This window comes from Pseudomonas sp. NFX5 (genome assembly GCF_049132125.1).
GTDB lineage: Bacteria > Pseudomonadota > Gammaproteobacteria > Pseudomonadales > Pseudomonadaceae > Aquipseudomonas > Aquipseudomonas marginalis.
Genome location: NZ_JAFMZG010000034.1, coordinates 1 through 22,631, shown reverse-complemented (window position 1 = coordinate 22,631; position 22,631 = coordinate 1). Strand labels below are relative to the sequence as shown.

Sequence of the window (22,631 nt, the reverse complement as noted above, 5' to 3'; positions counted from 1 at the left end):
ATTCCCACCCTTACCGACGCAACCAGGTCGTCAGGCTATTGATCAGCCTGGAATATCTGGGGGCCTTGGCGTCATCACTCGCGACCTGCCCGGTCGCGAGCATGCCCCGGGAAAAGTCTTCCTCGACCGGCGCCTGGAATTTGCGCTGACCGGCAAAAGCCCTCATGCGCCTGGCTTCGACAGCATGCACATCGGCCGGGGCCGGGGGCTCGTGCGCAACGATGTCACCCGTGGGTACAGTCGGATCGCCATCATCCGTATTGCGAAAGAGCTCATGACAGCTGGGCTGGGGCGGGTGAAACGAGCTTGACGTCATTTGCTAGCCCTCCACACGGAATCTGAAAGCCGACCGGTTTGATCAAGGCCGGTGCCTATGAACTATGTGGTCAGTCGGCGTAAACAGTTCCTGACAAAATTGAGCCAGGCACGTCATTCAATGGCGGCGCCTGGCGGGCGGTCAGCGGGAAAGCTGATAAAGCGCTTGCCAACTGATCCGGCCGTCATCATCACGACCGGCGAGATTGTCCATTTTCCTCAACACGTCACTGCGCTTGAGCATTTCCTGGGACAGTTGGATCAGATGATCCATGGGCGAATCGCCTGTCTGCTCCTGGGCCGCCAGGCTCCTCAGGTGGTTGAAGCTCAGCTCCCGCTCCCAGGGATTACGTTTCAACTCGTCGAAATGCTCAAGCATTTCACCGGCCATTTCCTTGTCGGTCTTGTACTTGAAGTAGTTTTCCCCCTTGACCACGATGTTCACATTTTGCCGGTCGATCAGGCCATCCAGTGCACCGGTAGAAGAGTGCCGGTCCAGGGCGCCCATCACTTCCGGACGTCGTAGCAATTCGTTGGCCAGGCGAATGTTCGCGTTCGTGACCGGATTGGGAGACCAGGTTTTTTTCGCCATCCCATAGATACTGTCAACGCTGACATACCCAGGGTTGCTGCGGTCCCTGAAGGCATTGAAATTGTCACGTAACTGTTGCGCCAACTCGTCATTGCTTTTCAGCGAGTACGTCGGATCAGGCCAGCCCGGCGCGGGTGGATACGGTTTACCCACGCTAGGATAGGGGCGTGGTGGCGGATTGCTGCAGCCAGGACTCGGCCTCGGCGGCGGACTGCAGCAGCCAGGATTCGGCCTCGGCGGCGGATTGCAGCAGCCAGGACCTGGTTGTGGGCGATTCCAGCCAAACCAAGGGCCCATCCAGTGTCTGACCGTATTCATCAGGCCCTGCGCAGCCGGCGCGCTGGAGTGACGCATCACGTTGTCAGCAGCACTCTGACGGGGGGCCTGCGAAGAGGGCGCGCCGAACACGGGCCCCCTCTGGTTTTCCCGAGGCAGGAAGCTGACGTTTGCAGCCGTTTGGCCGTTGGAGGCAGTCGCTGGCCGAGGGGCTTTGACCTCAGGCCTGGAAGTGGCCTGCAAAAGGTCAGAGGTTGATGAGGTAGAGGCCTGTGTATCGGACACCAATACCGACATAGTTTTCTCCATTACAATGGGCGCGATCTTCAGCTTGCCGCTCCAACGCAACGTCGAAGCCCTTTAGCTTTCCCATGTGTGGCAATTCTGTCGGAAACGGTTCCTGAACCAGCCGCAATATGCGCTGCGAGGATGTAAGAAACAGGACAAACGATCGCAGCCTCTCGCAAGACTGCGACTTTTCCAAGCCGATAAAGGTCAGAACCCGACGCTGGCCTGTACAAAAAACGTACGCGGCTCGCCCAGGTAAAGCCCGGCATTGTTGTCGCTGGAGCGGGTGTAGTGCTGCTGGTCAAAGACGTTTTTCACCCCCACCCCCAGCTTCAGGTTCGACAGTTGTTCGCCAAAGTCGTAGCCACTGCGCACGTTGACCGAGACATAGCCCGGGATATCACCGTACTGCCCATCGGCGGTGCCCTGGGTAATGTAGGTGCTGGTGGTACCCGGTGCACGCTGTCCGGACTGGGCGTACACATCCAGGTTGTGGGTCCAGTGGTTGACGTCGTAGCGCAGGCCCAGGGTTGCCACTTCCCGGGAATACAGTGGCAGGTCGCGCCCTTTGAACGGTACGTCACCTTCGGCGGTAGCCTTGGTGTAGGTGAAGCCGGCGTTGGCGGTCAGGCCGTCCAGGCGAGGGTCCAGGTTCGACAAGTCATAGTGGGCCGACGCTTCGATGCCGGTGTGCTTGGTGGCGCCAAGGTTGGTCCAGCCCACGGCATTGCTGACGTATTGCAGCTCATCCGAGAAGTCGATGTAGAAATACGTGAGTTCCCCGCCCCACACACTGTCGTTGTAGCGCGTACCGACCTCATAGGTCCTGGCTTTTTCCGGGTTCAGGCCGCTGGCGGTCTGGTCGCCGCTGCCGCCTTGTCCGAGTTGGAAGTACTGCAGGCTGCCGAAGGAGGTTTCGTAGTTGGCGAACAATTTCCACGCATCGGAAAGGTGGTACATCACGCTCAGTGCCGGCAGCGGTTCCCGGCTATGGACCTCGCGGCGTTTTTCCTGGGTGCGGGGCCCCGTAAGGGGGATGACCGGACGGTCGTGCCATTCGGTGCGGATGTCTTCAAAACGGATGCCCGGGGTGACGGTCCACTTGCCGATATCGATCTTGTTGTCCACATAGAAGGCGTTGGCCTCGGTGCCACCGGTGCGATCCTGGTAGACGTGACCATCGCTGCGGCCACCCGGCGTCGGCACGTTGTTGATCAGGTTCAGGCTGGTGGCCTGCTCGTGCATGCCTTCCTTGAGGTAGCGGTAACCGACGCTGACTTCCTGGGTGCTGGGGCCCACGTCGAATACATGGGACACCCGCGGCTCGATGCCGAAGGTGTAGTAGGTGCGCGGGTAGGACCCGAGGGTCGCGAGGTCGCGGTTAGCGATGTTACTGCCGCGGAAACTGTCGGAATAATAAGTCAGCACTTCGGCCTGGGTCCGGTCGTCGATCTGCCGGATGTACTTGAAGGACACGTCTTTGCGACGCCCGCTGAAATTGTCCCAATCGCGCACCGACTGGTACGGGTTGGCATCGAACTGTTTCTGGGTCAGCCCGCCGGGCATGTCGGCGCTGGCGTCGTAATAGTGGAAGTTCAGCGAGAAGTCGTCCTGGTCGGTCGGCGCCCAGTGGGTCTTGAAGATCACGTCGTCGATGTCGTTGCCGTTGTTGCTGTTGCGGTAGCCGTTGCCATTCACTCCGGAGTACAACAGCGCAGCGCCGATGCCGTTTTCGGCAGTGCCGCCGATAAAAGCGCTCTCGATGTGCTTCCAGCCACCATGGGCTGAAGTTTGCAGGGTGGTGCCGACTTCACCGGAGAATTTCTCGGGGATCGCGCGGGTCACGAAGTTGATCACGCCACCGACGTTCTGTGGCCCATAACGCACGGAACCGGCGCCGCGTACCACGTCGATGCTGTCCAGGTTGCTGGCGGTAATCGGCGCCATCGACAGTTGTGGCTGGCCATAGGGCGCGAATGCCGCCGGCACCCCGTCGATCAGCACGGTGGAGCGTGGCGACAGACGTGATGTCAGCCCGCGTACGCCGACATTGAGGGAAATATCGCTGCCACCTGTGCCGTTGGATTCCTGCACCTGGACCCCAGGCATACGACGCAGCACATCACCGACATTCATCGCGCCCTGCTCCACCATGGCTTCGCGGCGAATCACCGTACGCGCGCCCGGGTGGTTCTGCACCACTTCGGCATTGGCATCCCCAAGCCAGTCGCCGACCACCCTGATGTCGGTGGCACCCAGTTCCAGGGGCGAACCGGCGTCACCGGCGCCGCTGCCGAGCGGGCGCAGGGTCACGGAACCGGCGTCGATCTGATAGCCCAGGCCACTGCCTTGCAGCAATTGGCGCAGGGCCTGTTCCGCCGACAGGTTGCCGTCTACTGCGGGGGCCTGCTTGCCGGCGACCAGGTCGGGGCTGAAAAACACTTGCAGGGACGTCTGCTGCCCCAGTTGGCTCAGCGCGCTCCCCAGGGGTTGGGCCTGGATATGGATAGCGTCGCCAGCATAGGCTGCCGGCACTGCGGCACTGACAGCGAGCGCAAGGGCAAGCGGCGCCCAGCGGGAGATTTTATTGTTGTGAACGGCACAGTTTTTCACGTCGACCCCAGTCCTGTAATCGCAAGAGTATGCGGCTGTTAATGCAAACCAGTTGCAGCTGCAGGAGAAGACGAAGAACTCGGAAAAAACCTGAATCTCAGCGCGAAATAATTTCCTGGCTGCCATCCGGCAGGGTTCGCAGGGCCACGGGCAGGATATGGGGCAAAGCCTTGAGCAAGGCATCGGTGTCATTGGCCTTGAACACACTGGTCAGTCGCAGGTTGCCAACGACGGGTGTGCTGACGCGCAACGGGCGCTCGCGATAACGCGACACCTCACGGGCGACTTCACCCAGGGAGGCGTTGTTGAACACCAGTTTGCCGCTGCGCCAGGCCGTCAGTTCCTCGGCATTCACTGCGTAGGACGCTGCCACCAGGCCTTGGTCATTGATATGGGTCCCCAGCCCCGCCGTCAGCGTCACCCCCTCGTTCGGTGAGCGCCCTTGCACCTTCACCGTACCGGCCTCGACCACCACACGGGTCTGGTCGTCATCGCGACGCACATCAAAGCGCGTGCCGGTGACCGTCACCTGCCCTGCACCGGCGGCGACCACAAAGGGACGGCGGGTGTCATGCTCGACACTGAACATGGCCTCGCCCTGCTTGAGTTCAACACTGCGGCGGCCTTTTTCGTAGTGCACCGAGACAACACTGCGGCTGTTCAAATCCATCATCGAGCCGTCGGGCAATGCCACCTGGCGATGCTCACCCAGGCGCGTGCTGAAATCGGCCCGGTAGGGCTTCGGATGATCAAGGCCGCTGAACAAGCCGAGCCCCAAGGCCACGGCAACCACACTGGCCGCGACGGCGTAACGCAACACGCCACGACGTTTTGGACGCCCGGCCGGCGCCTCGCCCAACGCCTGCAAGCGGGCCTTGGGCACCAGGTCGGCGGCGCTCCACAGGCCTTGCAGCACATCGAATTCATATTGGTGCTCGGGCTTTTCACTGCGCCACGCATCAAAACGCTCGCGCTCGGTGGCGTCCAACCCAGCGTCTTGCAGGCGTACAAACCATTGCGCGGCTTCGTCGCGGGCACGGTTATCCATCATGGAAGGTCCTGTTTCAGAGCGAGCGTGTGTCATGGGGCCATCGCGTCCAGGCGGTCACGCAAATGCCGCAGGGTGCGGATCATATACTTTTCCACCATGTTCTTGGACAAGCCCAGGCGCTCGGCGATCTCCTGCTGGGTGAGGCCCTCGATCTTCTGCCAGATAAAGATCCTGCGGCAGTTGAGCGGCAACTCGGCCAAGGCCCGCTCGATGGAGTCCGCCAGTTGGATCGCGTGCATGAAATGCTCCGGGTCACCGCCGTGGGGCTGGCTCTGAGCAAAGGCTTCCAACGCCATGGCTTCCCGCCGGTCTTCGCGTCGGTAGGCGTCCACGGCGATATTTCGCGCAGTTTGATGCAGATAAGCGCGCGGTTGCTCTACCTGGGAGGCGGTGGTCTCCAGCACTCTCACAAAGGTGTCATGGGCCAGGTCCTCGGCCTGCTGACGGTTTCTCAGGCGGCGTGTCCAGGTGCCGATCAACTCTTCGTAGTGCTCGAAAAAGCCTGTTCTGCGGGGCGGCTGAGGGATCATCGCGAGGGCACTGGGGAGGCGGGGCGTGAATAGTAATGCTTCCTATTAAGTGGAGCAATTGCTACCCGTCGACCGCGCCAGTGCCTGGCAACTAAAGCGCCTGTTTAAGGCGACTCAATTTCTCCCGGCTGCCGCAAACGCTCATCTGGCACCATTTGCGCAGTTTGTTCTTGGAGATATCCAGGAATAGCCAATCACAGTCGGTGGCCGTGCAGCACTTCAGCGCGCGAAGATCACCGGACACCAGCAATTGCGTGGCCTCGATCGCCAGGCGCCCGATCAACATTGCACTCAGTTCCTGGGCAGAGGTGCAAGTTTTCCACGCCCAGGCCGGCGTCCCGTCAACCGTGCGCAGCACTCGCCAGGCGGTGCCTTGCTGGAAATTCAGGTTGATCTGCTGCAAGGCGTCATCGGCCGCAGCCTGGCGCAAGGACAATGGATAAAACACGGCATACAGGCATTCGCGGAACGCAATGATGGCGTCCAGATCCGGCTGGTAGGAAATAGGCGACTCAAACACCATGGCCTTGTATTCAGCGAACTCCTGGGCGGAGATCAGCGAGGCGTGCAGCGCCCATTCAAAGAAAAACTGAAAACTGGTGAGCCGCTCTTCCATGACCTTGAGCGGCGACCCAGGACGGCGGCCGTTGGTGGTATTGATGAAGTCCAACACCTGGGCCCCGCCGATCAGACGGATGGATTTTGCAGTGCCGGTGAAATGCGTCATGCCTGCTCCTGAAAAAACGCGGTATGCCTGCGATGGCGCAGATTACCTTGTTTTCCGAAGGTGCAGGCACCGCCACCGCGGCGCCAAGACCAGCGGCTATGTGCGCTCGTCGTTACGGGCCATCCAATCGAGAATAGTCGCGACAGACTGTTCGACCGACAGCGCCTGGGTGTCCACGTGCACTTCCGGAAAGATCGGCACGTCGTAGTTCGAATCAATCCCGGTGAAATGTTGGATCAGCCCCAGGCGGGCTTTTTTATACAAGCCTTTAGGGTCACGTTGTTCCGCCGTTTCCAGCGGCGCATCCACATGCACCTCGACAAAATGCTCATTGCCGACAATGGCGCGCGCGTAGTGCCGGCTGGCCGCCGACGGTGAGATCAGCGCCACGATCACCACCAGCCCAGCGTCCAGCATCAAGCGCGCCACTTCGGCGACCCGCCGGATATTCTCATCGCGGTCGCTGTCGGTAAAACCCAGGTCGCGGCACAGGCCGTCGCGCACCGAGTCGCCGTCAATGATGCAGGTCAAGCGCCCCTGTGCCTGCAAGGCGCTGTCCAGCGCATCGGCAATCGTCGACTTGCCGGCCGCCGAGATGCCCGTCATCCAGATGACCAAGGGCTTCTGCCCCATACGCGAGCGTTCCGCGCCGAGATGGCTGAACGCAAACGCATGCAAATTCCGCTCTGGACGTTCCGCAAAATGACTCATGGCCGCTCACCCTCCGTCCCCGCCACAGGCGGTTTACCCAACAGGAACACCATCACGCATTGCACGAACAGCAACAGCGCAACCACCCAGTAGACGGTTGCGAACGAGCCGGTCAGGTCCTTGGAGAAACCGCCCAGGAAGTTGCCGCACACGCCCCCCAGGCCGATCAGCACATTGGCAATGCCGAATGCCTGGGTCAGTCGGCTGACTGGCACGATTTGTCCGATGTAGCTGGGGACAAGCCCGAAGATGGGGTAGAACGCCAGCGCAAACAAAAATGCCGCCAGGTAGAACAGCGGGAGGCTGTTGAAACTGAACACCAGGGTGGCGGCCAGCCCCGCACTCAGAAAGCACATGGCCAGCGACGCCCTGACGCCCACCTTGTCGGCGATCCACCCCACCAGAAAGCCCGAGGCCATGCCCACCGCACCGATGGTGGTCCAGACAAACCCGGCGTCCTGCACCGACACTCCCAACTCGTCCCGCAGGAACGGAGCCAGGTAAGTCTGGAACGGCAACAGCGCCATCCCGTTCAAAAACGCAATGGCCCAGGTCAGGTACAGCGAGCGACTCAACCAAGGTGCATGACTCTCGAACGCCGTCGAACGCGGCCCGGAAAAACCGGCGCCCTTGTCCGCCACCAGGTTGCGCAGCAGAAACCAGGCCACCACGCACAGGGCCACCGAGATCAGGCCCGCGGTGAGCCAGATCGAGCGCCAGCCGCCCTGCAGGGTGAGGAACGACACCAGCAAGCCATTGATGAACACGCCGTAGCTGGTGCCGCTGGAAATCAGCCCCATGACCCGCGAGCGATTCCCCGGGCTGAAGCCCTTGGTGACAATCTCCGCCAACGGGATGTACACCGAGGCCGAGCAGCCGCCGAGCAAAATCAACAGCGCCCCGGACAGCCAGATACTGTTGCTGACACTCAGCCCCAACAGCGCCAGGGAGGTCATCAGCGTCGACACCAGGCTGATTTTCCAGCCTTCGAAAAAACGGCTGATATAACTGGTGACCGATGAAAACAGCAGGAAGCCGATCTGCGCACCGCCGGTGATCAGGCCCACCGTGGTGTAGTCGAAACCGATATCGCGGCGCATGTCCACCACCAGGTTGGCGAACAGGTAGACACCAAACCCGTAGGTACTGGCCACGAACCCGGTCAACACCACCGCCAGCACGACGCTGTCCAACGGGCGCGCGCTACTGTGTACCAGTGTGCTCATCAGGTACTCCTTAAACGGCGCGTGCGGTGTGGATGACAAAATCACAATTCATCATGTCGTAGTCACGCTGGAAATCCCCGTAACTCTCATGGGCGCAAAATCCGGACTTGAGCACCTCCCCCTTCAACTCGCCCGGCAACAGCGGATAGACCTGCAACCGGTACTGCTCGGCGTTATCGAACGAGTAGATGAACTCACACACGTGCTCATCCACCTGCCCCAGGCCGACGGATGCCTGCGTGCCGCAGTAATAGTAATGACCGCTGGATTTGAACTTGCCTGCGCGAATGGCAAAGAAGTTACGTTGATCCACAATCAGCAAGCCACCCGGATTGAGCAATGCCCTGAATTTCTCCAGCACCGCCAACCGTTCATGGGCTGCAAACACATGGCACAGCGAACTGCCCAGGCACACCACGGCATCGAAGCGCCCCAGTTCGGCGGGATCGAGGGCCTGCCAATCCCGATAGTGCGATTCGATCGCCAACCCGCGTTGCCGAAAATTCTCCCGGGCCTTGGTCAACATCGTGCTGCTGCCGTCCGTGGCGACGACATCGAACCCCGCCTGCTTAAGCTGGACCGCATGAAAACCACTGCCCGTGGAGACGTCGATCACCGACTTCACGCCGTGCTGCTTCAGCAGGTTTTCAAAGAACCCGTTCTCCCCCGCCTTTCTTTTTTCCCAATCGATCAAGTCATCCCAGCGCTCGACGAATTTTTTCGAGTATTGCGTGGCGTAACTGGCGACTTCGCTGTGCTTGTGCCGCGACATTTGATTCATCACACACCTACCAGGTTGAATGTTTGAAAGACAGGTATTTGCTCGACAGCTCGCGGGCAAATTCGGCGGACTGTTCGATGGACATGGTTTTCTTCGAGTACCCCAGCATCGCCTGCATCACGGCCATGCATTGCGGGTTATAGGTGACCGAACCATCGCAATGAATTTCATCGATACCATCCTGGCTCTGGCAGATGGTATTGATGCGCACCGCTTCGTCCTGGGGGCAGTCGGCGCTGAACTGCACCTTGATCTGCCCCTCCTGCAGCCACACCGGATAGCCGCCCGGCAACCCCAGCGGGCCGGGCGCGTGCACCAGCACCGGCGTGGGCGAAAACAACCCCTCGATCACGGTGACGGCCGAGCACGCCGTGAGGAACTGCCCATCGATACCGCCCAGGCGGCGGAACTCGGATTTAACCGTGGAAAAAATCGCTTCGGCCGGCAGGTGGGCCGCAGCCGGGCGGTCGCGCACCTCATACAACAAGCGGTAACTGGCACGCGGGGGCAAGCCGCCGCGCGGCACGTAGTGGCTGAAATAGTGCTGGGCATACAGGCACACCTGCACATCGGCGGGCGCACACTCCAGCAGCCGCGCGATGGAAAATCGCAGCGCCGGGACCAGGTTGGCGACATTGCCCACGCCAATATCCGGCGCCAGCCCGACCCTGGCCAGGATCGGGTTGACCGCATCGGGAAAGGCCGCGTTGACCGTCCTGGCCGCGATACCGGAGGCTTTTACCGCCTGCATCAAGTGATGCATCAGCGTCAGGTGCATGGGCAGCCAAGGTCCGAACTGCGCCTGGTCGAGCTGCTCGAAGGAGAGCCGGGGCAACCCCGTGATCACTCGCCACGATTGCAACGACGCACAGTTCACCACCATGTCCGGGGCCTCTTCATGCAGCACCCGCGTCACCCGCTCGATATCGGTGAGGTCGGCGATCACCGGCTTGATCGCGATGCAGTGCCCCAACTGCGCACACGACAGGGCCACCAGGTTGCACAGCCGCACGGTCGCGTCTTCATTGCGCCCCAACACCACGAATTCAAAGGCATTTTTCGGCCCGAGAATCTTCAGGATCTGCAGGCACAGGTTGCCCGCGCCCACCAGCAGCAGTTTCTTCTTGGGGGCTGACGGGCTCATCGTGGGTAGGCTCCGTTGTCTACCGGAATGACCTTGCCGGTGACATGCCGCATGGCATCGCTGATCACCAGCAAAATGACCTCGGCGACGCCGCCGGGCAGGATCGGTTCCTTGAGGATTTCCTGGCGCGCGTACTCGGCGCGGCGGTATTCAGGGATGGTGTCGTAGATGGCGGTGTCATGGATCAGCGCCGGCGACACTGCGTTAACCCGCACGAACGGCGCAAAATTCCAGGCATTGGCTTTGGTCAGGCCGATCACCGCCGCCTTGGTGGCGCCGTACAAGGCATCGCAGCTGCCTACCTCACCGGCCACCGAGGCGATATTGACGATGCTGCGCGGCGCCTCGTGTTTCATCTCCCGTTCGGCGAAGTCTTTGGAGAGATAGACCAAGGCCTTGAGGTTCACAGTCAGGATTTCGTCCACTTCGGCATCGGAATAGGCGTAGATGCTTTTGCCGTGGTAAATACCGGCGTTATTGATTAATGCATGAATAGTTGCGTGGCGCTCATACAGCGCAGGGATAAACCCCTTGATCAGCGCGTTATCCGAAAAGTCCGCGACATGGGTTTCCAATACATCCGCCGTGTAAGTGCGCTGTAACGCACGCAGGCCTTCGGCATCCTTGTCGGCACCGATAACGAAATAACCTGCCTGGATAGCCTTTTCCACAGTAGCCCGGCCGATCCCGTTGGCCGCACCGGTGACAATCAACTTTTTCATACAACAATCCTTATTGGCAAAATTCATTCATGCGTGCGTAGAAGGGTCGGTGGTATTCGTAAAAGGCTTTTAATTTTGGCGACCGATCGAAAGCGTCCATATCGATAGCAGGTTTATCCGGCAGAGCAATGCGCTCACTGTTCTCCGCCGCCACATGCCAACTTCTCCAGGTTTTCCACTGTCGTGGACATTCGCGTTTCCATGTCATGGCATGGGGCAAAAACTCAATCTGCAAGTAGTCACACAGTTTACGAATGACACGCTCCGGCTCGGCGGCGAGGTCATCGGCATTAATCACATAAGGCACTTTTCCGATGAGTTTGGTGACCACACAAAAAATCTCGTACAAGGCTTTATGCCCGATGGCCTGCACGGGCATATCGGGGTGTACCCGGTGATGGGAAATAATGCTGCTGGCGGGCTCGCGGATAATAAAAATATTGTGTTGTTGCGCCAGGAAGTCCCGGTCAACTTTCAAGTCATCCAGGCAGTGGTAACACATGTCTTTGTGAAACACATTGGTACTTTCCCGGGCCTTGAGCAGTTGCTCTTTTATGCCTTGATACGTGGTGGGCAAACTGTGATCCCATTCATCCGAAGGAATCACTGAATCTGCGGAAAACGCCATATGGGCAAACGGCTCGTGGAAGACCTCAAAATCCCCCCGCTCGATAAACACCCGTTCCAACACCGTGGAACGGGAACGCGGGTGCGCCCACAACCCGACCATCTTGTTCATGCCAGCACCCCGTATTCAGCGGCCAGGATGGCGTTGAGCGAGCGTGCGAAAGGCTTCGCCACCGGACACAGGCGCACGCAGTAGTCGGTCAGGCGCCGATGCGCACTGTTGGCCTCGTTGCAGGCGTTGATAAACGCCTCATGATTGCCAAAGTCGTAGGGCTCGATGCTGTCGATGAAATAGGCTTCGCAGAAGTACGGAATGCGAATGAGCCGGGCGAACGTCTCAGCCGGCGCCTGCTGGGGTTCACAGGCGGGTGCCACCGGTTTGCCGTGGCTTTCACGCTCGATCAGAAACTCCACCACATCCGGCGTCAGGGTGTAGCACGTGGTGGTCAGCCCGGTCTTTTCCAGGTGCCAGCAGTGCTTGTGGCCACGCTCGTCAACGTCGACCTTGATACTGGACAGCAGGGTCTTGACCGGTACCTTCGAGGCCGCGACCAGGGCCTGGATCTGCTGGTAAATCATCAGCTCGGCCCAGCGCATGTCCTCCGGGCCCAGCGCCAGGCCACGCTCGGCGGCCTGCAAGGCGAACTCGGGCTGGCAGGAAAAACGCCCGATCATAAAGGTGATCACATACTTGCAACAGTCGGTGTCGACGCCGTTGCGACGGGCGCTGGCGATGCCCCGCTCTATCGCCTGGATACCGGCCTGGAACTGCGAAACGGTGAAGCAGAACGTGATGTTGACCGAAACGCCTTGGGCCACCAGGTGTTCGATCGTCGCGAAACCCTCCAGGCTGCCCGGCACTTTGACCATCACATTCGCGGCCAGGCGATGCAGCTCCAGGCCCCGCGCGGTCATGCGTTCGCTGCACCGCACATCCGACGGGTCGACCTGGGCGCATAGCCAACCATCGGCCTGAGCCGATTGCACCCACAACGGCTTGAGCATCGAGGCGCCTTCTGCAATCACTTCGTTGTACAGCTGCTTGCGCAATTCCCCGGGAGACAGGCTGGCCAGATTAAAACGCGACGACCAATACTCTTTCTTGTCGAGGATTGCCGCCGTCACCAGCCGGGGGTTGGTGGTCACACTGCTGAAGCCCCAAGGCTGGGAGAGATCCTGCGGCATCAACTGTTCGATATGGGCAGCGGCCGCCGGGTACTTGTCCAACAAATGCTGTTTATACGGTGCGTACACCACGGGCGACGAATCCCACCACACTTCCGAACGTGGATCATTACGTTTAAGTCGCTCTATATAACCCAGTGTGCCCACAACACTTGCTCCTTGAGTAACGTGATCAATGAGGGTCGGTAACTCACGCATATCGGCAAAAGGTAACGCGCCGGCTTCGGCCAATATTCGATGTCGAGACAACGGACCAAAACCCAGGACTTTTATAGTGGCTGCAACGGCGGCTTGAACCCCTGTCACACTGTCTTCAATCACCAGCGCATCACAGGGTTCGACGTTGTAAGTTTCACACGCCGTTAAAAACACCAGCGGATCAGGCTTCCAACGCCCCAATTCATAACAACTGAATATTCGCCCTTCGAAATAAGGTAACAACCCCACAACGCGCAAACACTGTTCGATCTTATTGCGCGGCGCACTCGAGGCTACGCAATAGGGAGTTTCCAGCACTTCCAATACGTCAAGTATCCCATCAGTCGCTTTCACATTAAGCGTCAATGCTTCAAGCGCTCGAACTCGGAAGTCCTCTTCAAACCGAGGGGGCAAACAAATACCCAATAACGGTTCTACTTCGCGCAGGCAATCGGCAATCTTTCTTCCACGAAAGTGCTCAATGAAATACACACTATCCAGTGTCTTGCCGTCCTGTACGTGAGCATTAAGCATGCCGATCAATACAGACAAGGTGATCTCTTCGCTTTGGACGAGTACACCGTCGCAATCGAAAATAACTAACTTAGGCAACGGCGTAGCTCCCTGCTCTGGTAGTTCCCCTATAGCTGCCGATAAACACATAGGCATCTTTTATAGGTGACTCCGCATGACTTCCGAACTACCAGCGGAACGGGTTGAGGTGTGCTTATAAGACACGGGGCAAAAAACCCTGTCAAACGCTTTTTAGCGGTTTTTTAGTATCTTATGGTTATTTTTTATTCTTCTGTTATTCCATTTTTCACCATGGTTGTAGTCGCTAATTTCACACGGCTGAACTTCCGTTACGCGCCGTCAGTCAGCTACTTGAACTCACGAATTCAAGGTCGGGTGGGCAATGCATATCTCGTTGGAGCAACAAGTGGCACTGGTAACGGGCGCCAGTTCCGGTATCGGCGCCGGTGCGGCCAGGGCCCTGGCGCAGGCCGGTGCTGCGGTGGTGCTCAATTACAACAGCCAGGCCGCGCCCGCCGAGGCCTTGGCAGAGCAGATCAACGCCGAGGGCGGCCGGGCGATTGCCATCGGCGCCGACGTGTCGAAAGAAGCCGATGTGGAACGCCTGTTCGCAAAGACCCTCGAGGCGTTCGGCCATCTGGACATCCTGGTGGCCAACTCCGGTATGCAGAAGGACGCCGCCGTGGTCGACATGACCCTCGACGACTGGAACGCCGTGATCGGCGTCAACCTCACCGGCCAGTTCCTCTGTGCCCGGGCGGCGGTACGCCTCTTCAAGCGCCAGGGCATCCGTGAAGGCGTATCCCGCGCCGCCGGCAAAATCATCCACATGAGCTCGGTGCACCAGTTGATCCCCTGGGCCGGGCACGTGAATTACGCGGCGTCCAAGGGCGGCGTTGACATGCTGATGCGCACCCTAGCCCAGGAGGTCAGTGAACAGCGCATTCGCATCAACGGCATTGCGCCGGGGGCGATTCGTACGGCGATCAACCGTGCCGCCACCGAAGGTGCGGCGGAACAGGAGCTGCTCAAGTTGATCCCCTATGGCCGGGTCGGCGATGTGGAGGACGTGGCCAACGCTGTGGTATGGCTGGCCAGTGACGCCTCCGACTACGTGGTCGGCAGCACCCTGTTCATTGATGGCGGCATGAGCCTTTACCCGGAGTTTCGTGACAATGGTTGATTTGAAAAAAGAACCACAAAGCGCCATCGATGCCCACGGCATCATCGGCGACATGCGCAGCGCGGCGCTGGTAAACGATAAAGGCAGCATCGATTTCTTCTGCTGGCCGGAGTTCGACAGCCCGTCGATCTTCTGCTCACTACTCGACACCCCCGATGCCGGCACGTTCCAACTCACCCCGGACCTGCCCAACGCCCGCCGCGAACAGATCTACCTGCCCGACACCAATGTGCTGCAAACCCGTTGGCTCAGCGATGAAGCCGTGGTGGAAATCACCGACCTGCTGGTCATCAGCGAAGAAATCGACGACTTGCCCCTGCTGATTCGCCGCGTACGCGTGGTCAGCGGCACAGCCACCCTCCACCTGCGCTGCGCCGTGCGCCATGACTATGCGCGAGCGCCCACCGAGACGAGCCTGGATAACGCCAGCGTCTGTTTCAACGCCGATGGCCAGCCGGGCATGCGCCTGTGCGGCAGCCATCCGTTGCAGATCGAAGATAACGCCGCCGTGGCCCGCTTCACCCTGGATCAGGAAGAAGGCGCCGAGTTTGTACTCGGCGGCCAGGACGATGAGCGTGTGGGCAGTGTCTGCACCGACCTGGCCCTGGCCCACACCTTGAAATTCTGGCGCGGCTGGATCGCGCAGTCGAACTACCGCGGGCGCTGGCGCGAAATGGTCAACCGCTCGGCCCTGGCCCTCAAGCTGCTGACCTCGCGCAAACACGGCGCAATCATCGCCGCCGCCACCTTCGGCTTGCCGGAAACGCCTGCGGGCGAACGCAACTGGGACTACCGCTACACCTGGATCCGCGATGCCTCGTTTACCGTCTACGCGTTTATGCGCCTGGGTTTTGTCGACGAGGCCAACGCCTATATGCGCTGGCTCAAGGGCCGGGTCAGCGACTGCTGTGGCCAGCCGACCAAGATCCATATCCTCTACGGCATCGACGGCCGCCAGGAGCTGCCCGAAACCACGCTGGAACACCTCAGCGGCCACGGCGGCGCCAAGCCGGTGCGCGTCGGCAATGGCGCGGTCGACCAGGTCCAGCTGGATATCTATGGCGAGTTGATGGACGCGGTGTACCTGGTCAACAAGTACGGCGAAGCCATCTCCCACGAGGGCTGGAAACACACGGTGGAAGTCGCTGACCAGGTGTGTGAAATCTGGAACCAGAAAGACGTGGGCATCTGGGAAATGCGCGGCGAGCAGCATCACTTCCTGCATTCGCGGCTGATGTGCTGGGTGGCCCTGGACCGTGCGATCCGCCTGGCCTCCAAGCGCTCGTTGCCGGCGCCGTTTGCACGTTGGGACCAGACGCGCCAGGCGATCTATGCCGATATCTGGAGCAACTTCTGGAACGAAGAACGCGGGCATTTCGTGCAGCACATCGGCAGCACCGCCCTGGACGGTTCGATGCTGCTGATGCCGCTGGTGCGTTTTGTCGCCGCCACCGACCCGCGCTGGCTGAGCACCCTGCAGGCGATCCAGAAAAGCCTGGTGCGCGACGGCATGGTCTACCGCTACCGCAACGACGACAACGCGATCGACGGCCTGCAAGGCACCGAAGGCGCATTCGCCGCCTGCTCGTTCTGGTACGTCGAATGCCTGGCCCGCGCCGGGCAGGTGGAGAAGGCCCACCTGGAATTCGAACAACTGCTGCGCTACGCCAACCCGCTGGGCCTGTATGCCGAAGAGTTCGACAGCCAGGCCCGCCACCTGGGCAATACGCCCCAGGCGTTGAGCCATCTGGCGTTGATCAGCGCGGCGACGTTCCTGGACCGCAAGCTCAGTGGCGAGAAGACGACCTGGCAGCCCTGAGGCGCCCTGCCTTTACAGGCAGGGCATCCCGCCATGTCTTTCGACTAGAGTTCCAACACCTGACAGGAGTCCACCATGACCATCACCGCCCCACTCCTCTACGTGCGCACCTCCATGCTCGATGTGGCGTATGAAACCCACGGTCCCATCGACGGCGAGCCTGTGATCCTGCTGCATGGTTTCCCTTACGACCCGCGCGGCTATGACGAGATTGCGCCGGTGCTGGCCGAACGCGGCTACCGGGTGCTGGTGCCGTACCTGCGCGGTTATGGCCCTACGCGGTTTATCAACGCGCAGGTGATGCGCTCCGGCCAACAGGCGGCGCTGGGCAAGGATCTGCTGGATTTCATGGATGCGCTGTCGATCCCGCGCGCCACCCTGGCCGGGTATGACTGGGGCGGGCGCGCGGCGTGTATCGTCGCGGCGCTGTGGCCCGAACGGGTACGCGGGCTGGTGACCGGCGATGGCTATAACATCCAGGACATTGCCAGGTCGCGCCAGCCACGGGCGCCGGCGACGGAGCATCGGTTGTGGTACCAGTTCTACTTCCACACCCCGCGCGGTGTGGACGGGCTGACGGCCAATCGCCGCGAACTGTGTGAGTTGCTGTGGTCGCTGTGGTCGCCGTCCTGGGCCGAAGGGCCGGGGCTGTATGGGCAGACGGCGCCGTCATTCGATAACCCGGATTTTGTCGAGGTGGTGATTCACTCCTATCGCCATCGTTTCATGTATGCGCCTGGCGATCCGGCGCTGGAAGCCATCGAGCAGGCCCTCGCGCGGCAACCGGCGATTGCGGTGCCGAGCATTTCGCTGTGCGGCGCCGATGACGGCGTGGGCCCGCCGTCGCAAGAGGATGACGACGTGGAGCATTTCAGCGCTTTTTACCGGCGAGAGGTGTTGCCCGGTGTGGGCCACAATATTCCCCAGGAAGCACCGCAGGCCACCCTCGACGCCCTGCTTGAATTGCTCGCCTAGGCCACCGGCGAGAACCGCTCTCGGTAGGCCTGGGGCGTCACCGACAAGGCCCGCATAAAGCTGCGGCGCAAGGTTTCTTCGCAGCCGAAACCACACTGCACGGCGATGCGCTTGATCGACGTGGTGCTGTCGGCCAGTTGCCGGCGCGCGCTTTCGACACGGATCAGCTCCACCGCGCGCGCGGGTGTCTGGCCGGTTTCGGCGCGGTAGTGGCGCACGAAGCTGCGCTCGCTCATGCCGGCCTGGGCGGCGAGGGTCGGGATACTCAGGTCGAGGGTCAGATGTTCGGCTATCCAGGCATGCAGTTCGGTGAAACGGCTGCCGCCCTTTTGCAGGGACAGGGTCACGCTGAATTGCGACTGGCCGCCGGGGCGCTTCAGGAACACCACCAGGTGCCGCGCCACTTCCAGGGCCACGGCGCGGCCCAGGTCTTCTTCCACCAGGGCCAGGCACAGGTCGATGCCGGCGGTGACACCGGCGGAGGTCCACACCGCGCCCTGCTGGATAAAGATCGGGTTGGGCTCCACGGTCAACGCCGGAAACTTGCGCGCCAGTTCTTCGCAACGGGTCCAGTGGGTGGCGACGCGGCAGCCATCGAGCAAGCCACTGGCCGCGAGCAAAAACGCGCCGGTGCACACCGAGGCCATGCGCCGGGTGTGCCGGGCTTTCTCGCGCACCCAATCGACCAACGCCGGGTCTTCGGCGGCGCCGTACACGCCCCAGCCACCTGCGATCACCAGGGTGTCACAGGGCTGGCCGACTGCGGGCAACGGCTCAGCCAACAGCGCCAGGCCGGCAGAGGTCATCACCGGCCCGGCCTGGTCGGCGATCACCGTGACCGCGTAAGGCAGCGGTGCGCCACGCTGGCGTGCCAGGTCATTGGCCGACGCAAACACCTGCAACGGCCCGGTGACGTCGAGCACCTGGGCATTATCGAAAGCGAGCACGTGAACGATTCTGGGCATACTGGCGTGATTCGTGGGTTCAATGGCGTATTCGCCAAAGCCTAGGCCTATACGCTTAAACCGTCTACACTTTTTCAGAAGTTTGAATGAGCGACGCTAAGTAAAATGAGCGCACGTTTTAACTCTATTGATCGAATAGATGACCTTTCGCGTCACTGACAATATCAAATGTAAAAGCTTCAGACCATTGATGGTTTACATGGCCATCAGATTTAAGCATACAGCCGGTTATACTATAACCTCCTGCTGAAAGTGGACCAATCGTAACATCAAAAGTCCCCCCTCCCACACTCCAGCCTTGCCCTAGATACGTCCCTCCAGGCCAAGCAAAATAAAGTGGATTGAGGCCCGGCAGTGTGCGCCCTTGTACTCGAGCCATATTACCAATGACCAACACATTAGTTATCGTTGTTTCCGCCATGACACTGCTCCGACACAAGAATACATACTTGAATTTTATACAACCCATGCAACAACCAATTAAAAACCTCAAAGCAAAAAAATTAGAAGTTCATAAAACTGTAAAATTTAAAATATTAGACCAGCTTCCTGCGTAACCCGATTCTTTGAGCGTTGTTCCAATAATACTATAATCGCCACTCGTATATGGTCCAATCGTAATGTCAAAATATCCATTCCCGTGACTCCACCCTTCCCCCATATAGACACCCCCAGGCCTTGCGAAATATAGTGGATTTAATCCCGGCCTGGTGTAGCCACGCACCCGAGCCATTTGTCCCAAAACGAATACACTTTGGATAACTAGGCAATGTTCTACAATGTAAACGCTCTCCGAAAACTTCAGTGCCTTATCCTCACTTGCATCGCTAGAAAGTGCGACTTTGAACTCAATTGACACCTTTTCGCCATTCGGACAAGTTGCCAGCCACTCCAAGGGAGCCGGGTATTCGAACACACCATTGGAATGATGAGCCACGCCTGCCAATGCCCTATAAGGGTTTGGTGTTGCACCGGCGCATAGGTAAGTCAGCCACACTTTCTGCCCGGAATATTGATATGGCCACGCCGAAACGGAAGTCAGTGCTGTCGAGGGAAGTAATGGAATATACAGAACACCATTGTTCGGGGTGTGATGAATGATTGCTCTTGGCAGGTCGACTTGAGGTATTGCCGTGATCGTCACAACTAATGTCTCTGACTCTTTAGACACACCATCACGTACGACCTTATACCTGAACCTCATCGTACTATCCGCTTCAGAAATATTGGCACCCAGAACGATTTCAGAAATAAAAAACCCAACCTGACCCGCCACTTCATCACCTTTCTTTGTTGGCACTACCGGGCTCCCTACACCTGGAGCACCAAGAATTTCAATTTCAATGGTATCTTTATTACGCACACCAAAGTAACTGACCACCAACTCTGTACCTTTCTGCCCAGAAAGCGCTGGAAGTGTAGAGGTATGCTCTCCTGTTTCAACGGCCCTGAGTAGTTTCGGTGACGGCAAATCCACCAATCCACTGACAATTAGCAACGTAGTAACTTCGGAATACCTAAGCGTTTGACCAGCGCGTTCCAAGCTATAAAAAACTGATACCTTACTCTCTAGATTCGGATCAATAAACGCACGCAAAATATCATGCGCCGTCGTACTCCCACTTACTCCAACTTGCACCTTTACAGCAATCTGAGCATTAGCCCCAACCCAAAACATATTTATCCAATCACCGCGCAATGTCTCGGTGAACGGCGCCGTGACGGTAGTGAACGCGCGAATATCATTCGGATCCAACTGCCCCCCAACAGCATCCTTTGCAACAGGAGCAGGCATATCGCTTTTAAAATCACCGACTAATACCGTAAGTCGCAACGATTCCCGCCCCACCTCTCCTGGCTGAGTAAGTGCGTAGTACACTTCAACTATATGACCGTCGAAACGCAACAACTCAGCACTGTATACGCGAAAGAGCATGTCCCCCTCAGGGGACTGCGGAACATCGTCAACTCTGCGTCCGACGCGATGCTCGATCGTGTCACCGGCCCCCTGAGCAATGAATATGACCTCAAGCAACGCATCGTCTGCCCAGTTTTCCAGGGCAGAAAAACGGACAGTGGCATACTCCCTTGTTGGGTCCAGACGACCGGCCAGTGCCTCGTCTATCGTAGGCGCCGACCATTCACTGATCTTTCCGACAATATCCAGATGGAGATATTTGGAAAGCCTGTCCTGCTTGTTTTTCCCCTGAAACACATAGCGCACGGAAGCCTTGCCACTGGCTATTGCAGCGACCTTTTCGGATGGAATTACGAATGTGTAGGTTCCCGGTCTAGATAGCACTTCACTCAGCGTGAACGGCAAAGGGTCTTGCGCACCAGATCCCCTCCAAATCAGCGTCACTAGATCGTAAGCCAAGGCATCAGTTGTATAAACATACAGAGCAATGTGAACGTCTCGGTTGCCCCATGTCGTAAGATCTATGACCTCTCCGGTATTTGGGACTGCCATCCACGGAGGCTCAAGCAGACCATTTACCAAGTCTACCCATATTCTTGTCACCGCAGACCACCTGGCCCTTTCATCAGGCAGGTTGCCGGTCGCCCCCTCGACTTGATAGGCGACAGGAATCAAATCTCCATCACCCGCCGCCTTGATAACTTGGTAGCCGACAATAATCGGGATATCAGTATCAACCTCGTGAGGTTGAACCCGATGCGTTATGAGTTGTGAGCCCCAAGCCAGGCAAATCAAATCAAAGGCCCGCATGTACGACCATTTGCGAATAATTATTTCAACACCTTCTCGGGCTCGCTCATCATCGACGCCTTCAATCACCACGTCCGCAGGTATTTCGTAATTCAGGCCTTGATGACCAGGGGTCTCAATATCCGGATCAAAATCGCCAGGGCGAAACAGACTTACGCGTAACCGCAACCGCTCAGTCTCGATTCGATTGCCACTACCACGAACGACTTCGGCGTATACCGGGTCAGCCCATCCATCGCGGATATCATTCACCGACACAGCAAAGGGGATCTCGGTCAGGTTTTCATCGCCCGGTCGAATGAAATTCGACGCTATCGGGCGGATCACGTTGTGCCAATAGAGGTGGAACAACGTCCCCTCAGGAGCTCCTTCGGGTCGCTGCATATGGATGATTAGAAAGGATGCTTCGGTATGCCGCAGACCGATACCGCCATCAGCGAGGTCAAGATCCCCCGCAATCTTGGGGTGCATAAGCGGAATATTTAAAGCAGGCAACAAACCTACGCGTTTCTGTTTCCGTTCACGCATAACAGCGACCTCCCGAAATCCACAATCAGGGTTAATTGGGCTCATTTACTACCCTTACAAATCATCCAGCTACTGTCAGAGTTCACAGTTGCCGACGAGTGGTACCGTGCCTCCATAACTGGCGTGTTTTGTTGGATTAATGGCGTATCCGCCAAAGCGTCATCATTTAGAGTGAGGTCGTCTACCCCTTTCTCGGAGCTTCATTCATGACCTTGCAGATCGGCTTTCTGTTGTTCCCCGGCATTCAGCAACTGGACCTGACCGGCCCCTACGACGTATTGGGTTCGCTGCCGGATGTAAAGCTGCACCTGGTATGGAAGGACCTGGCGCCGGTCACTTCAAGCACGGGCCTGGTGTTCACGCCGACCATGACCTATGCCGACTGCCCGACGCTGGATGTGATCTGCGTGCCCGGTGGTTCCGGCGTGGGCCCATTGATGGAAGACCCGCAGACCCTGGACTTCCTCAAGGCCCAGGCGCAGACCTCGCGCTACGTGACCTCGGTGTGCACCGGCTCGCTGGTGCTCGGCGCGGCGGGGTTGCTGCGCGGGCGCAAGGCGACGACGCACTGGGCCTACCACGACATGCTCGCCCCGCTCGGCGCCATCCCGGTACAGGAGCGCGTGGTGCGTGACGGCAACCTGTTCACCGGCGGTGGCATTACCGCCGGTATCGACTTTGCCCTGGTGCTGGCGGCGGAGTTGTACAGCGAAGCGGCGGCGCAACTGGTGCAGTTGCAGATCGAATACGCGCCGGCACCGCCGTTCGATTCGGGTCGTCCGGACACAGCACCTGCGCATGTGCGGGAAGAAGCCAACAAGCGCACCGCCGAATCGCGCAGGGTGCGCGGTGAAATCGTCGCGCGCGCAGCAGCACGGCTGGGCTGAGCCTGTACCTGTGGTGAGCGTGCTTG

At 59.0% G+C, this 22,631-nt stretch carries 20 protein-coding genes and 1 pseudogene; 4 read left to right on the top strand and 17 right to left on the bottom strand.

The features are described 5' to 3' along the window. Positions 1–10: 10 nt before the first annotated feature. From J1N02_RS24505 to J1N02_RS24440, 14 genes and pseudogenes are all read right to left on the bottom strand, one after another. Complete coding sequence (locus J1N02_RS24505; protein ID WP_098480019.1) at positions 11–166, bottom strand: type III secretion effector protein; 156 nt, start codon at positions 164–166, stop codon at positions 11–13. A 291-nt stretch (positions 167–457) separates the two neighbouring features. Continuing rightward, on the bottom strand, positions 458–907 hold the full coding sequence (locus J1N02_RS24500) for a hypothetical protein (protein ID WP_081744363.1): 450 nt from the start codon (positions 905–907) through the stop codon (positions 458–460). 771 nt (positions 908–1,678) lie between these two features. Continuing rightward, complete coding sequence (locus tag J1N02_RS24495; protein WP_421147919.1) at positions 1,679–4,084, bottom strand: TonB-dependent siderophore receptor; 2,406 nt, start codon at positions 4,082–4,084, stop codon at positions 1,679–1,681. A gap of 97 nt (positions 4,085–4,181) precedes the next feature. Continuing rightward, entirely contained in the window at positions 4,182–5,135 is a 954-nt protein-coding gene (locus J1N02_RS24490; RefSeq protein ID WP_421147918.1) for a FecR family protein, read from the bottom strand. Positions 5,136–5,164: 29 nt separating this feature from the next. Continuing rightward, positions 5,165–5,665: a sigma-70 family RNA polymerase sigma factor gene (locus J1N02_RS24485; RefSeq protein ID WP_421147917.1), complete on the bottom strand. Its 501-nt coding sequence runs from the start codon at positions 5,663–5,665 to the stop codon at positions 5,165–5,167. Between the two features lie 91 nt (positions 5,666–5,756). Then, a complete protein-coding gene (locus tag J1N02_RS24480) occupies positions 5,757–6,392 on the bottom strand; it encodes a CGNR zinc finger domain-containing protein (RefSeq protein WP_043293200.1) in 636 nt (211 codons plus the stop codon). A gap of 96 nt (positions 6,393–6,488) precedes the next feature. After that, complete coding sequence (gene cysC / locus J1N02_RS24475) at positions 6,489–7,103, bottom strand: adenylyl-sulfate kinase (RefSeq protein WP_027603122.1); 615 nt, start codon at positions 7,101–7,103, stop codon at positions 6,489–6,491. After that, positions 7,100–8,329: an MFS transporter gene (locus J1N02_RS24470; RefSeq protein WP_027603121.1), complete on the bottom strand. Its 1,230-nt coding sequence runs from the start codon at positions 8,327–8,329 to the stop codon at positions 7,100–7,102. The genes cysC and J1N02_RS24470 overlap by 4 nt, the downstream gene beginning before the upstream one ends. Positions 8,330–8,339: 10 nt before the next feature. Continuing rightward, on the bottom strand, positions 8,340–9,110 hold the full coding sequence (locus J1N02_RS24465) for a class I SAM-dependent methyltransferase (RefSeq protein ID WP_027603120.1): 771 nt from the start codon (positions 9,108–9,110) through the stop codon (positions 8,340–8,342). Between the two features lie 7 nt (positions 9,111–9,117). Beyond that, positions 9,118–10,254 carry a hypothetical protein gene (locus J1N02_RS24460; RefSeq protein WP_405126017.1) on the bottom strand — a complete coding sequence of 379 codons (1,137 nt, stop codon included), beginning with the start codon at positions 10,252–10,254 and terminating at the stop codon, positions 9,118–9,120. Beyond that, on the bottom strand, positions 10,251–10,976 hold the full coding sequence (locus tag J1N02_RS24455; RefSeq protein WP_027603118.1) for an SDR family oxidoreductase: 726 nt from the start codon (positions 10,974–10,976) through the stop codon (positions 10,251–10,253). Before J1N02_RS24455 ends, J1N02_RS24460 begins: the two co-directional genes overlap by 4 nt. 10 nt (positions 10,977–10,986) lie before the next feature. Continuing rightward, complete coding sequence (locus J1N02_RS24450) at positions 10,987–11,715, bottom strand: sulfotransferase family protein (RefSeq protein WP_027603117.1); 729 nt, start codon at positions 11,713–11,715, stop codon at positions 10,987–10,989. Next, complete coding sequence (locus tag J1N02_RS24445) at positions 11,712–12,935, bottom strand: transaldolase family protein (RefSeq protein ID WP_146478330.1); 1,224 nt, start codon at positions 12,933–12,935, stop codon at positions 11,712–11,714. Before J1N02_RS24445 ends, J1N02_RS24450 begins: the two co-directional genes overlap by 4 nt. Before the next feature lie 123 nt (positions 12,936–13,058). After that, a pseudogene (locus J1N02_RS24440) lies at positions 13,059–13,649 on the bottom strand (HAD family hydrolase); the annotation flags it as partial. Between the two features lie 253 nt (positions 13,650–13,902). Here J1N02_RS24440 and J1N02_RS24435 point away from each other — a divergent pair. The 3 genes from J1N02_RS24435 to J1N02_RS24425 all read left to right on the top strand — a co-directional run bounded on the left by J1N02_RS24435 (position 13,903) and on the right by J1N02_RS24425 (position 17,497). Then, entirely contained in the window at positions 13,903–14,703 is an 801-nt protein-coding gene (locus J1N02_RS24435) for a glucose 1-dehydrogenase (protein ID WP_146478318.1), read from the top strand. Further along, a complete protein-coding gene (locus J1N02_RS24430) occupies positions 14,696–16,522 on the top strand; it encodes a glycoside hydrolase family 15 protein (RefSeq protein WP_419480714.1) in 1,827 nt (608 codons plus the stop codon). Before J1N02_RS24435 ends, J1N02_RS24430 begins: the two co-directional genes overlap by 8 nt. Positions 16,523–16,597: 75 nt before the next feature. Beyond that, on the top strand, positions 16,598–17,497 hold the full coding sequence (locus J1N02_RS24425; protein ID WP_027603113.1) for an alpha/beta fold hydrolase: 900 nt from the start codon (positions 16,598–16,600) through the stop codon (positions 17,495–17,497). Here J1N02_RS24425 and J1N02_RS24420 read toward each other — a convergent pair. The 3 genes from J1N02_RS24420 to J1N02_RS24410 form a co-directional block, all read right to left on the bottom strand. Beyond that, positions 17,494–18,462 (bottom strand): GlxA family transcriptional regulator, encoded by a 969-nt coding sequence (locus tag J1N02_RS24420; RefSeq protein WP_421147916.1) that lies wholly within the window; start codon positions 18,460–18,462, stop codon positions 17,494–17,496. The two genes, J1N02_RS24425 and J1N02_RS24420, sit on opposite strands and share 4 nt — an antisense overlap. 124 nt (positions 18,463–18,586) lie before the next feature. Continuing rightward, positions 18,587–18,883 (bottom strand): hypothetical protein, encoded by a 297-nt coding sequence (locus tag J1N02_RS24415; RefSeq protein WP_421147915.1) that lies wholly within the window; start codon positions 18,881–18,883, stop codon positions 18,587–18,589. A 90-nt stretch (positions 18,884–18,973) separates the two neighbouring features. Next, positions 18,974–21,718 (bottom strand): hypothetical protein, encoded by a 2,745-nt coding sequence (locus J1N02_RS24410; protein WP_421147914.1) that lies wholly within the window; start codon positions 21,716–21,718, stop codon positions 18,974–18,976. 206 nt (positions 21,719–21,924) lie between these two features. Between J1N02_RS24410 and inhA the strand changes: the two genes are divergently transcribed. Further along, positions 21,925–22,605 carry an isonitrile hydratase gene (gene inhA / locus J1N02_RS24405; RefSeq protein WP_027603111.1) on the top strand — a complete coding sequence of 227 codons (681 nt, stop codon included), beginning with the start codon at positions 21,925–21,927 and terminating at the stop codon, positions 22,603–22,605. Positions 22,606–22,631: the final 26 nt, after the last annotated feature.